Origin of the sequence: Thioclava sp. F1Mire-8, assembly GCF_002213165.1 — a bacterium.
Lineage (GTDB): Bacteria > Pseudomonadota > Alphaproteobacteria > Rhodobacterales > Rhodobacteraceae > Thioclava > Thioclava nitratireducens.
The window spans coordinates 660,900-672,875 of the sequence record NZ_NBNY01000001.1 but is presented as its reverse complement, the minus strand read 5'-3'; the positions used below and the strand labels follow the sequence as shown (position 1 = coordinate 672,875).

Genomic DNA, 11,976 nt, shown 5'->3' with positions numbered 1-11,976 from the left:
GGTCAGTAGCGGGCCGCGATCGGCAGCTCTTCGGCCGGGAAAAGGCTGATCACGGTGCAGCCCTTGTCGGTCACCACGACCTCCTCCTCGATCCGTGCCGCCGAATAGCCGTCAGAGGCCGGGCAATAGGTTTCGAGTGCGAAGACCATGCCGGTCTGGATCTCCATCGGATTGTCGAGCGACACCGCCCGGCTGATGATCGGCCGTTCGTGCAGCGCGAGACCCAGTCCGTGGCCGAATTGCAGACCGAAGGCCGACAGCTCGTCGGGGAAGCCGAATTCCTCGCATTTCGGGAAAGCCTTCGCGACGACATCGGTGGTGACGCCCGGCTTGATCAGGGCGATCGCGTTGTCGAGCCATTCGCGGCACCGGATGTAGGCATCGTTCTGCGAGGGCGTCGCGCGACCGATGTTGAAGGTCCGGTAATAGCAGGTGCGGTAACCCTGATAGCTTTGCAGGATGTCGAAGAAGGCCTGATCACCGGGCCGGAACAGGCGGTCGGTGAAGTTATGCGGGTGCGGGTTGCAGCGCTCGCCCGAGATCGCGTTGATCGCTTCCACGTCGTCCGAGCCCATCTCGTAGAGGAGCTTGTTCGACATCGCGACGATATCGTTCTCGCGCACGCCCGGTTTCAGCTCCTCGTGGATCATGTGATAGACGCCATCGACCATCGAAGCCGCCTGGTTGAGCAGCTGGATCTCATCGATATTCTTGATCTCGCGGGCCGAGAGCATGACCTGCTGGCCGTCCACGACGTTCAGCCCGGCTTCCTTCAGCGCGAAGAACATCGCCGTCTCGGCATAGTCCACGCCCACCGGCATGTCGGCCATGCCGGCCTTCTTGATCAGCGAGGCGATCTCCTCGGCATATTTCTTCATCAGTCCGAAGGAGGGCGGGATCGTTCCGCGCATGCCGACGACGCCCGCCAGCATCCGCTCGGGGTCGAGCCAGTCGCAATATTCGCGGTGGTGCACGGCGGCGGAGCCGAAGTCCCAGACATAGGGTTCTTCATCGCCTGCGAGCAGGCAGAACCGGCACATCTTGTCGCGTTCCCACTCGCCGATCTTGGTGCCGGAGATGTAGCGGATGTTGTTCACATCGAACAGCAGCAGCGAGCCGCAGCCCGATTTCTTCAGCGCATCCTTGGCGCGGCTGAGGCGGTAGCGGCGCAGACGGTCGTGATCGACGCGGCGCTCGAAATCCACCGAGGTGTGACCCCAGGCGGGGATATGCTTTTCCCAGCGCCAGTTCGGGTCGATGTCCCCGGGTTGCAGAATGCGCGGGTTGAGGGCGGTCGTGGTCATGATATGTCTCCCGGCGCGGCCGTTCCGGCGCGCCTGTTCGGTTGCGATTGTCTAAGAGTTCCGGGGTGTTGGCCCGGTTCAGGCGCGGATCACTGGATGACCCAGCCGCCGTCGATATGGATCATCTGGCCGGTCATGTAGTCGCTCTCCGGGCTGACGAGGAACGCCGCCGTTCCCTTCACGTCATCCGGGTAGGAGACCTTCTTGAGCGCGAGGATTTCGGCCAGATCGTCGAAGGCCTGACCTTCACGCTCCTTGAAGCCGATATCCACGAGATCCTTGTCGAGCTGCTCCCAGAGCGGCGTCTTCACCACGCCGGGCGCGTAGCCGTTCACGGTGATGCCATGCTCTGCCAGCGCGATCGCCCCGCAATGGGTCAGCGCGAGGCAGCCGTATTTCGAGGTGCAGTAGACCGTCACGTCGACCAGCGGCTTGCGCGAGGCGACGGAGCCCACGTTGATCAGCTTGTAGGGATAGTCCTGCTTGCCCTGCGCGATCATCTGCCGTGCGGTTTCCTGCATGCCGAGCCACATGCCCTTGGTGTTGACCGTCATGATGTGATCCCAGTTGTCTTCATCGATATCCATGAAGAACCGGGGCTTGTTCAGGCCCGCATTAAACAGGCCGACATTGATCATGCCGAAGGCGTCGACGGTGGCTGCGACCGCATCGGCATTGTCCTTGCGCTTGGTGACGTCCATGCGCACCGCGATCGCCTTGCCGTTGCCGCCCTTGTTGATACGGTCGGCGGTCTCCTGGGCTGCGTCGAGATCGATATCACCCAGGCAGACATTCGCGCCCTGCTGCGCGAAATACTCCGCGTTGCACGCACCCATGCCCTGGCCTGCGCCGGTGATCAGGATGTTCTTTCCCTTCAGTCGATCGGGGTCCATGTCTTTCCTCCCTAACTTGAACCTGTCCTCAGCACCCGGTCGGCCCGAATCTGGACCTTGCCGAGTGCCTCGCGCGGGGTGGTGACCCCGCGCAGCATGTCGTGAATTTCCTGCCCGCAGATCTCGATCAGCTCGCAGATGTTCGGCAGCGGCGGGCGCGGCCAGAATTGCAGCTCGTCGCGCCAGGACATCGCGTCCACCGCCTCGAAGATCGGCGAGAGATGCTGCACCTGCGGATCGGCGCCTACCGAGTAGCGCGGCACCGTGCGGCTGCCGTTGAGCACGTACAGTTTCTGCGCCGCAGGCGAGGTGAAGGCGATCAGCGCCTCTGCCGCGGCGGCGCGCCGCTCCTCGGGTAGATTGGCCGGGATCGCGAGCACGTATCCGCCCACAGGCGCCACCGGCTTCGCGCCAAGCCCTGTCGGATGCGGAAGATAGCCGGTCGTGTCATGCGCGGGCGAATTCGCGTCGAGTTCGAAATACGGCGCGAGCAGCGTATAGCCATAGGCCATCGCGACCTTGCCCGCCGCGTAGGGGCGCACGCGCTCGTACCAGGACATCGACAGGATGTCGGGCGGCGAGACGCTCATCAGTTGCAGCAGGTACTCTGCAGCCGCCTCGGTCGCGGGAGTGTCGAACTGCGCAACGAAATCGTCGCGATCGAGATGATCGGCGTCGAACCCGCCCGCGATCGGGTCGAGATTGACGACCGGCTGGCCGAAATCGGCCATCGCCATGATGAAGGTGTGCCCCAGCGCGGTGCCGCGCGCGGCGTTCCACGCGATGCCGTAGCGGCCATGCGTGGGGTCGTGGAAATGCCGCGCGGCCTTGAGCACGAGATCGGTCGTGGACGGTGGCTTCAGCCCGGCTTCGGCGAACAGATCCTTGCGGTAGAACAGCAGTTCCGGCGTGGTCTGGCTGGGCACGCCATAGGGGCGGCCCTCCCAATGCGCGCCACGCCAGCCCGCGGTATGGAAATCGCTCGGGTCGAGGCGCGAGATATCCATCACCTCGTCGAGCGGCATCAACAGCCCTTTCTTCGCGAATTCCCCGATCCACGGCAGGTCGACGGCGATGATGTCGTAATGGCTGGTCTTGCGGGTAGCATTGCGCAGCGTCTCTTCGTGCAGCCGGTCGATCGAGAAAGCCCGCTGCGAGATCGATGTACCCACGATATGTTCAAACTGGCGCTTGAGGTTCTCCATCACCATGAAGGTCGGATCGCCATGAACCAGAACGCGCAGGCCGCCCGGCACGGTGATCGGTTCGGGCAGCACCGAGGGCGGAGCAATCGAATGACCGGCGAGGTAGGTGCCGCCGAAGTAATAGTCGCGCTCGCCCCCATCGGAGTCGGCGAGGTGCTTGCGGGCCAGACGCGCGACGCGATCGGAAAGCTGTCCCCAGTTCGTCAGCAGCTGCGTGCTGGCATGAAGCGAAACGGTCTTGCCAGAGCGAGTGCGCGGGCGTTGCTCGATCATCCCGGCATCGATCATGTCCGAGAGTTTGCGCATCGCCGTCGCGTAGGGCACGCCCGAAGCCGCGACGAGCGAGGAGGGCGTGACGATCTTGCCCTCCAGATGGCAGCGCACCAGATGGGCGGCCATCGCGAGATACGGGTTTGGGGTGGAGAGCGCGAGCGTGGAATCGATCTCGTCGGCAAGAGACTCGAGCAGGTCGATCATCGACAGCGCGGTGTCCCGATCCTGAACGACGGACGCGGACGGCGCCGGGGCGCCGGAATGTCCATGTTGGATATTTTGCGGATCGAGTTTGGTCACGCGTCTGTGTCCGAGCTGTGGTTTTGGTTGCTTCGCCATGAAGTCCTCCGAAAGATGTCCAGATCGAGGATCGTTCACCTTAGCAAAAATATCCATTATGGATGTAACGATGTTCAAAATGGATAAGTTGGCGGGCGAAAGCCGGGGCCGCTGTCGGAATGATCAGGATGTGCCGCCGGAGGATTCGGGCTGCATGGCAGACACTCAGGAGGGGGTGGGTGCCACGGCTGACCAACGGCCGGACTGAAACATCATGGGAGGATAATGATGAAAAGATCGATGAAGGCGCTCGTCGCCGGAACCACCGCAGTCGCAACGCTCGCGCTTGCCGGCGGTGCATGGGCCGAACAGATGAAGATCGGCATTACGCAGAACAACGTCGGGGTGGACAGCTACCAGACCACCTATGAGAAGGCCTTCAAGGAGGCGGCGGCGGCCAATCCCGACGTCGATGCGGTCGTGCTCGATGCGGGCGGCGACGTGGCGCGCCAGATCGCGCAGATCCAGGATCTCGTGCAGCAGAAAGTGCAGGCGATCATCGTCTGGCCGACCAACGGCAAGGCCGTGGTCCCGGCGGTCAAGAAGGCGCATGACGCGGGCATCCCGGTCATCATCACCAACTCCAACATCGCCGAGCAGGGCATGCCCTTCATCGCCGCCTTCTCGGGCCCGAACAATATCGAGCAGGGCAAGGAAGCCGCGGACATGATGTGCACCGGGCTCAACGGCAAGGGTGACATCGTGCAGATCTCGGGCAAGCCCGGCTACACCACCGCGATCGAACGCCAGAAGGGCTTCGAGGACGAGCTGGCCAAAGCCTGCCCCGACGTGAAGATCATGGACACCCAGCCTGGCGACTGGAACCGCGAGAAGTCGCAGCGCGTCATGGAAGATTTCCTCGTGAAATATCCGAAGATCGACGGCGTCTATGCGGCCGATGACAACATGGGCGTCGGTGCGCTCAACGCCGCCAAGGCTGCGGGTCGTGCCAAGGACATCAAGTTCGTCGGCGCCACCAACTTCGCGGTCGGCTACGAGGCGATGAAGAAGGGCGAGTATTACGGCTCGGTCTACCAGTCGCCGATCGACGATGCGAAGAACGCGCTTCAGACCGCGATCGACGTGATCCAGGGCAAGGACGTTCCGAAGATGAACTACTTCAAGACGCCCCAGATCACCCAGGAGAATATGGACCAGTTCAAGAAGCCTGCCTTCTGATCTCTCCTCCCCAGGGCATGGGTCAAGCTCACGGGGCGACCCATGCCCACCTTATTGCAGGAAAAACGGAGAATTCGATGGGACGCGTAACTGGACGGGTCTGTCTCGTGACGGGTGCTGCGCGCGGTATTGGACGCGCGATTGCCGAGGCTTTGCTGGATGAGGGGGCGGATGTCTGTTTCGCCGATCTCAACGGTGAGCGGGTCGCCGAACTTGCGACGGAGAATGCGGCGCGCGCGGAAGCTGCGGGTGGCCGGGTGATGTCGGCGCAGGTGAACGTGACCAAGCGTGACGAAGTGCGCGCGATGATGCAGAAGGTCGCTGCGGAATTCGGCCGGGTCGACGTGGTGTTCAACAATGCGGGCGTCAATCGCCCGATGAACTTCCTCGACGTGACCGAAGATAATTGGCATTTCATCATGGATATCAATGGGCTCGGCACTCTGATCGGGATGCAGGAAGCGGCCCATCAGATGATCGCGCAGGGCGGTGGTGGCAAGATCATCAACACCGCTTCGATCGCGAGCCGTCAGGGCTTTGACAACGTGGCGCCCTATTGCGCCTCGAAATGGGCGGTGGTTTCGCTGACGCAATCAGGCGCGCGCGATCTTGCGAAGCACGATATCACCGTGACAGGTTTCGCGCCGGGCGTGGTGGCGACGGAGATGTGGGAAGAGGTCGATCGCGACCTGATGGAGATCGGCGCGGCGCAGGCGCCCGGGCAGGCGATGGAGGAGTTCGCCTCGGGCATCCTGCGCGGACGGGTCGCACGACCTGCCGATATCACGGGAACCACGACGTTCCTCGCCTCGCCCGACAGTGACTACATGACGGGACAGATCGTGATGATCGACGGCGGTATGACACTGGTCTGACCCGCCGTCAGCGGCAGCGAGGAGGCTGCCCGACGGGAGGAGAAAATGGCGAATTCGCATGTGGAGAAGCCGGCTGCCGCAAGCAGCCCGCACACGGCGCGCGTGGCGCGTGACAGCAGGGGGAGTGGAATGAACCGAGACAGGTGGAAAACGATCGCCGGCGTGCTGGCGCGGCAGGGCATCCTGGTGGCCTTCGCTCTGTTCCTGATCGGATTCTCGATCTTTTCGGATCGGTTCCTGTCGCCGGAGAACCTCTTCTCGGTGATACGCTCCTCGGCGATCATCGGGGTCATGGCGCTAGGCGTGACGGTGGTGGTGATCGGCGGCAATCTCGATCTGTCGGTGGGCTCGATGCTGTCCTTCTCGACCGTCCTGGTGGTCGATCTGCATGACAAGATCGGCCCGGCACCGGCGATTGGTGTGATGCTGGTCGCCACTCTGGCGCTCGGCGCGGTGAACGGTTTGCTCGTCGGCGTCGCGCGGCTGAATTCGCTGATCGTGACCCTCGGTATGCTTTCGGCGATACAGGGCCTCACGCTGATTTATTCGGGGGGCAAGAACGTCGATATCGTCAATCAGGATCAGACCTGGTTCAAGATTTTCGGGCGCGGCTCGATCTTCGATATCCCGACGCCCATCGTGATCTTCGGGATCTGCGCGATCGTGCTGCACCTGACGATGGCCTACACCCCCTTCGGACGGCGCATCTACGCCACCGGCGGCAACGCCACGGCGGCGGTGTTCTCGGGCGTGCGGCGCTCGCGCGTGGTGTTCCTGACCTACCTGATCTCGGCCACCGGCGTCGCCATCGCCGCGATCATCCTCGGCAGCCGGGTGATGGGCTCGCAGAACAACGTGGGCCAAGGCTACGAGCTGCAGGTGCTGGCGGGCGTGATCCTCGGCGGAACGTCGCTGCTGGGCGGCTCGGGCACGATCTGGAAGACGGTGATCGGCGTGCTGATCCTCGGCTTCATCCAGAACGGCCTGCTGCTGATGGGCTTCGAATATTACGTGCAGTGGCTTGTGACGTGGGTGGTGATCATCCTCGCGGTCTGGCTCGACATCGCGGCCAAGCGTGGCCGGCTGCTTTCCCCGATCGCCTGAGGAGGAGACAATGGCGGATACCGTTATCAAATCGCCCGTGCGTTGGCTCGCAGCCAACCCGATATGGGGCTTCATCGTTCTGATATTCGTGTTCTTCAGCTTCGCGAACCCGTATTTCTTCGCGGTGCAGAACTTCCAGAACATCCTCGTGCAGACCTCGACCATCGGCCTGATCGCGCTCGGCATGACGCTGGTGATGATCAACGGCAATATCGACCTGAGCGTCGGTGCGGTCGTCGCCCTCGCGGCGAGCCTCTGCGTCGACATTCAGGGCTGGGATATGTTCTCGGCCTGGGGCAACTGGGCGCTCCTGCCCGCCGTGATCGCGGCGCTGGTAGCGGGCACCGCCCTCGGCGCGCTCAACGGGTTCATCGTCTGGAAAACTGGGGTCGATGCCTTCATCGTGACGCTGGGCGCGATGCTTGGCGTGCGCGGGCTCGTCTTCGTCTACACCAAGGAACAGTCCTTCTTCGCGATGAACTTCTCCTTCTCGGATTTCGGGTCGAGCAATCTCGGACCGTTGCCGACGCTGGCGGTGCTGTTCCTCGTCTGCACGGTAGTGGTGCATCTGCTGCTTGCGCGCACCGTGCATGGCCGTAACACCTACGCGGTGGGGGGCAACCGGGCAGCAGCGGTGAATGCGGGGATCCGCGTGGGGCCGCACATGCTGATCAACTTCATGATCGTCGGCTTCTTCGCGGCGCTTGCAGGGGTCACGCTGTCCTCGCAGATGGGCGCGGCGACGCCGAACCTCGGCACGAATTACGAACTGTGGGTCATCACCTCGGTCGTGCTTGGCGGCACCAAGCTGAACGGCGGTGCGGGCAATATCATCGGCACGCTGGGCGGCGTGCTCGCCATCGGCATCCTGCGCAACGGGATGAACCTGATGCAGGTGCCCGCTTTCTACGTGCTGGTGATCCTCGGGACGATCCTGATCGCCGTGCTGCTGCTCGACAAGCAGCTCAACCGCAAGGGCAAAGAGGAGCTTCGGGTATGAGCGACGCTGCTGAAACCAAGACCCCCGCGCTGCAACTCAAGGGGATCGTCAAGACCTTTCCCGGTGTGCGCGCACTGGACGACGTGACATTCGACGTCCGCGCAGGCGAGGTCCACGCGCTGCTGGGCGAAAACGGTGCGGGCAAATCCACCCTGATGAAGGTGCTCGCCGGGATGTATCAACCCGACGAGGGCACGATCGAGATCGAGGGCAAACCGGTCACGATGCGTACGCCCCTCGAGGCAAAACGGCGCGGCGTGGTGCTGATCCACCAGGAGCTGTCGCTGGCCGAGGAGATGACTGTCGCCGAGAACATCTATCTAGGTGAACTCCCGCGCCGGAGCCTTGGCCGGGTCGACTGGAAGACGCTCTTCGCCAAGTCGGAGGAAATCCTCAAACGCCTCAATTGCGGCTTCGGCCCGAAGGACCGGGTGGGCGCACTCTCCATCGCCAACCAGCAGATGGTGGAGATCGCCCGCGCGCTGACGGTAGATGCGAAGGTCGTGATCTTCGACGAGCCGACCGCCTCGCTGACCGATGCCGAAAAGGTGGTGCTGTTCGAGATCATCAACGACCTGAAGGCGCGCGGCGTCGGCATCGTCTACATTTCGCACCGAATGGACGAGATATTCACGCTGGCCGACCGGATCTCGGTGCTGCGCGATGGCGGCTATCGCGGGACGCTGGTCGCCGGCGACACCACCGAGGACGAGGTGATCCAGCTGATGATCGGGCGCTCGCTCGACCTGTCGCGCCGCCAGCATGCCGAGGTGAAGACCGGTGACGTCGCCCTGAAGGTGGAGGGGCTGAGCTGCGGCAAGCTGTTCCAGGATGTCAGCTTCGAGCTGCGCGAGGGCGAGGTGCTGGGCTTCTACGGTCTTGTGGGCGCGGGGCGCACCGAGATCGCCGAGACGCTGTTCGGCCTGCGCCGTCCCACCGCCGGCACGATCGAGATCGACGGCAAGGAAACCGCGATCCACTCGCCCGCCGATGCGATCGCGAAGGGTATCTCGCTGGTGCCCGAAAGCCGCAAGGAACAAGGGCTGGTGCTTGGCATGAACTGCCGCGACAACATCACCCTGCCGCAGGTGGGCGATCTGACCTCGGGGCCGTTCGTGTCGGACGGGGCCGAGATCGCGATCTTCGACCAGTATCGCGATACGCTGAAGATCAAGACTCCCAGCTGGCGGCAGGCGGTCGGCAATCTCTCGGGCGGCAACCAGCAGAAGATCGTGATCGGCAAATGGCTCGCGATGCATCCGCGCATCCTGATCGTGGACGAGCCAACGCGCGGCATCGACGTGGGCTCGAAATCCGAGATCCACGACCTGATCCGCGAGCTTGCCCGCTCGGGCTACGCGGTGATCGTGATTTCTTCGGAGATGCCCGAAGTGCTTCATGTCTCGGACCGCATCCTCGCGATGTATCATGGCCGCGTGATGCGCCGCTTCACCGCCGAGGAAGTGACCGAGGACAGTCTCGTCGCCGCGATTTCCGGGATCGAGCAAGAACAGGTCGCGTGATGCGGATCGGGTTTGCGGGACTCGGGCGGATGGGTGCGCCGATGGCGCGCAACCTGATCGCGGCCGGGCACGAGGTGACGGTCTGGAACCGCTCTCCGGACCGCGCCGAGACCTTCGCCGCCGAGACCGGAGCAGGGGTGGCCGCCACCCCGCGCGCCCTGGCCGAGGGGGCGGAACTGGTGGTGACGATGCTCTCCGACGACGCGGCGTCCTCCGCCGTGCATCTGGGAGAGGACGGTCTCTTCGCCGCGTCCGGTCCGCTGACGGTGCTTGAGATGGGCACGATGAGCCCCGAACATATCGCTGATCTCGCGGGCGAGGCCCCCGCAGGCTGGCAGGTGATCGACGCGCCGGTCTCGGGTTCCACAGCCGCGGCCGAGGCGGCGAGCCTGATGATCATGGTGGGCTGCACCGAGGATCAGGCGGCGCCGCTGCGCCCCGCGCTCGACGCGATGGGCAAGACGGTGATCTGTCTGGGCAATGTGGGCGACGGCGCGGTGATGAAGCTCGCCGTGAACATGCTGATCCACAGCCTCAACCAGACCCTCGCCGAGGCGCTGAGCCTCACCGACGCGGCAGGCATCGACACAAGCACGGCCTTTGCCGCGATCGAGGCTTCGGCCGCCGCCGCGCCGATGCTGAGCTACCGCAAGCCGCTTTATCTGGACGAGGCGGCCCACCCGGTCAGTTTCACAGTGGCGCTGGCGCGCAAGGATATGGAGGTCACGCAGGCACTGGCCGCGCAGCTTGGCGTCGCGCTGCCGCAGGGCGAGGTGGTGCTGGAGCGGCTGCGCGCCGCCGAAGCTGCGGGCCGAGGGGCGCGCGACATGGCTTCGATGGTCGATTTCACGCGAAAGGATAAATAATGAAAGCCGTTCTCTTCGTCGGAGGCTGGGAAGGCCACGCGCCGACCGAATTCGCAGACTGGTGCCGCGACCTGCTGGAGGGCGAGGGCTTCGAGGTGGTGGTGCATGACACGCTCGCGCCCCTTGCCGAGCCCGAGAAGATGGCTGATTGCGACCTGATCGTGCCGATCTGGTCGTCCGCCCGCTCCGCGCACCAGCCGGAATTCGGCAACATGACCAAGGCGGAGGAGGACGGGCTTCTCAAGCTGGTTGCAGGCGGCTGTGGGCTCGCGGGCTGGCACGGCCATATGGGCGATGCCTTCCGCGACCGCCCGACCTACCACTTCCTGATCGGCGGGCAGTTCGTCGCCCATCCACCGGGCTGGCCGGACAACCTTGTGCCGACCGACGATTACGTCGATTACGACGTCACGATCTGCCGCCCCGCAGATCCGATCGTGAAGGGCATCCGCAGCTTCCGGCTGAAATCCGAGCAGTATTATATGCTTACCGATCCGAGCAACGAGGTACTCGCGACGACGACCTTCTCGGGCGATCACCTGTGGTGGATCGAGGGCACGGTGATTCCGGTCGTGTGGAAGCGGCGCTGGGACAAGGGGCGGATCTTCTATTGCTCGATCGGGCACACGCTCGACGATCTGAAGGTCGAGCAGGTGACCGAGATCATCCGGCGCGGGATGCATTGGGCGGCGCGGGGGCCTGACGTGTGAAAGCGAGCGACGCGACCGGACAAGTGCGCCCTTCGCGGAGGCCTTCTTGATGCCGAATTACCTTACGTCAGTCTTTCATAGTTTCGCCGTAATCGCGCGTTAACCAGTAGGGATCACCCTCAGACCGGATCGGTTTCGAGATGGAGGCCCGGCAATGATGCAACGTATCGCAGTGCGCAAGTCGAAGGCGCAAATCCCGACCCTCGCGAAACTTTTCGCGGCGCTCGCGCTCGGGGCGACGGGGTTCTTCGCCGCCCAACAGATCATGCCTGCGATTCCGGCTGGGGTCGATGGCGCGAAAGAGCTGGGCCTGATCATGGGCTCCTTCGGGCTTCTGGTTGGTTGGCGCGTGGTGGGCGTGTCGGAGGGACGGCGTTGGGTCGATGCAATCAATGACGGGCTGCGCGGCGGGATCTATGTCCTGATGTGGACCTTCTTCTTCCTCGGCACAATCCAGATGCTGAAGCTGGCACTGCGGATGCGCTATGACGACGTGCTCTCCGCCGTGACCGATGTCATCGGGCAGGGTGTCGCGATCGGGGTGGCCTCGCTGGGGGTGGCGCCGGTCATCACGCTCGGTCTGGGCGCGATGGGCGCGGGCCTGCTTTCGGAGTTCGCCTATCGCCGCTACGGGCGCTGAACACCGCGCGGGCCGCACCCTTGGCTTGACATCGCGCGCTTGCCTTGCAGGTTGAAGCGCATGAT

General features: G+C 63.7%; 11 protein-coding genes. 8 read left to right on the top strand and 3 right to left on the bottom strand.

Features of this window, described 5'->3' with window-relative positions:
• Window positions 1-2: 2 nt before the first annotated feature.
• The 3 genes from B6V75_RS03080 to B6V75_RS03070 all read right to left on the bottom strand — a co-directional run bounded on the left by B6V75_RS03080 (window position 3) and on the right by B6V75_RS03070 (window position 4,014).
• Entirely contained in the window at window positions 3-1,304 is a 1,302-nt protein-coding gene (locus tag B6V75_RS03080; RefSeq protein WP_075776528.1) for a Xaa-Pro peptidase family protein, read from the bottom strand.
• An 89-nt stretch (window positions 1,305-1,393) separates the two neighbouring features.
• Entirely contained in the window at window positions 1,394-2,197 is an 804-nt protein-coding gene (locus B6V75_RS03075; protein ID WP_075776527.1) for an SDR family oxidoreductase, read from the bottom strand.
• Between the two features lie 11 nt (window positions 2,198-2,208).
• On the bottom strand, window positions 2,209-4,014 hold the full coding sequence (locus B6V75_RS03070; RefSeq protein WP_088718685.1) for an extracellular solute-binding protein: 1,806 nt from the start codon (window positions 4,012-4,014) through the stop codon (window positions 2,209-2,211).
• Between the two features lie 228 nt (window positions 4,015-4,242).
• On the opposite strand from B6V75_RS03070, the gene B6V75_RS03065 reads away from it, so the two are divergent.
• The 8 genes from B6V75_RS03065 to B6V75_RS03030 all read left to right on the top strand — a co-directional run bounded on the left by B6V75_RS03065 (window position 4,243) and on the right by B6V75_RS03030 (window position 11,911).
• On the top strand, window positions 4,243-5,193 hold the full coding sequence (locus B6V75_RS03065; RefSeq protein ID WP_075776621.1) for a sugar ABC transporter substrate-binding protein: 951 nt from the start codon (window positions 4,243-4,245) through the stop codon (window positions 5,191-5,193).
• A gap of 77 nt (window positions 5,194-5,270) precedes the next feature.
• Window positions 5,271-6,068 carry an SDR family oxidoreductase gene (locus B6V75_RS03060; RefSeq protein ID WP_075776525.1) on the top strand — a complete coding sequence of 266 codons (798 nt, stop codon included), beginning with the start codon at window positions 5,271-5,273 and terminating at the stop codon, window positions 6,066-6,068.
• Window positions 6,069-6,197: 129 nt separating this feature from the next.
• Window positions 6,198-7,172 carry an ABC transporter permease gene (locus B6V75_RS03055; RefSeq protein WP_075776524.1) on the top strand — a complete coding sequence of 325 codons (975 nt, stop codon included), beginning with the start codon at window positions 6,198-6,200 and terminating at the stop codon, window positions 7,170-7,172.
• A gap of 10 nt (window positions 7,173-7,182) precedes the next feature.
• The gene (locus B6V75_RS03050) at window positions 7,183-8,172 is read left to right on the top strand and encodes an ABC transporter permease (RefSeq protein WP_088718684.1); all 990 of its coding nucleotides are present in this window, start codon (window positions 7,183-7,185) and stop codon (window positions 8,170-8,172) included.
• Entirely contained in the window at window positions 8,169-9,695 is a 1,527-nt protein-coding gene (locus tag B6V75_RS03045; protein WP_088718683.1) for a sugar ABC transporter ATP-binding protein, read from the top strand. Before B6V75_RS03050 ends, B6V75_RS03045 begins: the two co-directional genes overlap by 4 nt.
• Window positions 9,695-10,561: an NAD(P)-dependent oxidoreductase gene (locus tag B6V75_RS03040; protein ID WP_088718682.1), complete on the top strand. Its 867-nt coding sequence runs from the start codon at window positions 9,695-9,697 to the stop codon at window positions 10,559-10,561. The genes B6V75_RS03045 and B6V75_RS03040 overlap by 1 nt, the downstream gene beginning before the upstream one ends.
• On the top strand, window positions 10,561-11,271 hold the full coding sequence (locus tag B6V75_RS03035; RefSeq protein WP_088718681.1) for a ThuA domain-containing protein: 711 nt from the start codon (window positions 10,561-10,563) through the stop codon (window positions 11,269-11,271). Before B6V75_RS03040 ends, B6V75_RS03035 begins: the two co-directional genes overlap by 1 nt.
• Before the next feature lie 154 nt (window positions 11,272-11,425).
• Window positions 11,426-11,911, top strand: a complete 486-nt coding sequence (locus B6V75_RS03030) for a TrgA family protein (RefSeq protein ID WP_088718680.1) — start codon at window positions 11,426-11,428, stop codon at window positions 11,909-11,911.
• The last annotated feature ends 65 nt before the right edge of the window (window positions 11,912-11,976 follow it).

What these genes read in the sequence shown, in the direction of transcription:
- B6V75_RS03080 (WP_075776528.1), bottom strand. Translation starts at nt 1,304, where the DNA reads ATGACCACGACCGCCCTCAACCCGCGCATTCTGCAACCCGGGGACATC.
- B6V75_RS03075 (WP_075776527.1), bottom strand. Translation starts at nt 2,197, where the DNA reads ATGGACCCCGATCGACTGAAGGGAAAGAACATCCTGATCACCGGCGCA.
- B6V75_RS03070 (WP_088718685.1), bottom strand. Translation starts at nt 4,014, where the DNA reads ATGGCGAAGCAACCAAAACCACAGCTCGGACACAGACGCGTGACCAAA.
- B6V75_RS03065 (WP_075776621.1), top strand. Translation starts at nt 4,243, where the DNA reads ATGAAAAGATCGATGAAGGCGCTCGTCGCCGGAACCACCGCAGTCGCA.
- B6V75_RS03060 (WP_075776525.1), top strand. Translation starts at nt 5,271, where the DNA reads ATGGGACGCGTAACTGGACGGGTCTGTCTCGTGACGGGTGCTGCGCGC.
- B6V75_RS03055 (WP_075776524.1), top strand. Translation starts at nt 6,198, where the DNA reads ATGAACCGAGACAGGTGGAAAACGATCGCCGGCGTGCTGGCGCGGCAG.
- B6V75_RS03050 (WP_088718684.1), top strand. Translation starts at nt 7,183, where the DNA reads ATGGCGGATACCGTTATCAAATCGCCCGTGCGTTGGCTCGCAGCCAAC.
- B6V75_RS03045 (WP_088718683.1), top strand. Translation starts at nt 8,169, where the DNA reads ATGAGCGACGCTGCTGAAACCAAGACCCCCGCGCTGCAACTCAAGGGG.
- B6V75_RS03040 (WP_088718682.1), top strand. Translation starts at nt 9,695, where the DNA reads ATGCGGATCGGGTTTGCGGGACTCGGGCGGATGGGTGCGCCGATGGCG.
- B6V75_RS03035 (WP_088718681.1), top strand. Translation starts at nt 10,561, where the DNA reads ATGAAAGCCGTTCTCTTCGTCGGAGGCTGGGAAGGCCACGCGCCGACC.
- B6V75_RS03030 (WP_088718680.1), top strand. Translation starts at nt 11,426, where the DNA reads ATGATGCAACGTATCGCAGTGCGCAAGTCGAAGGCGCAAATCCCGACC.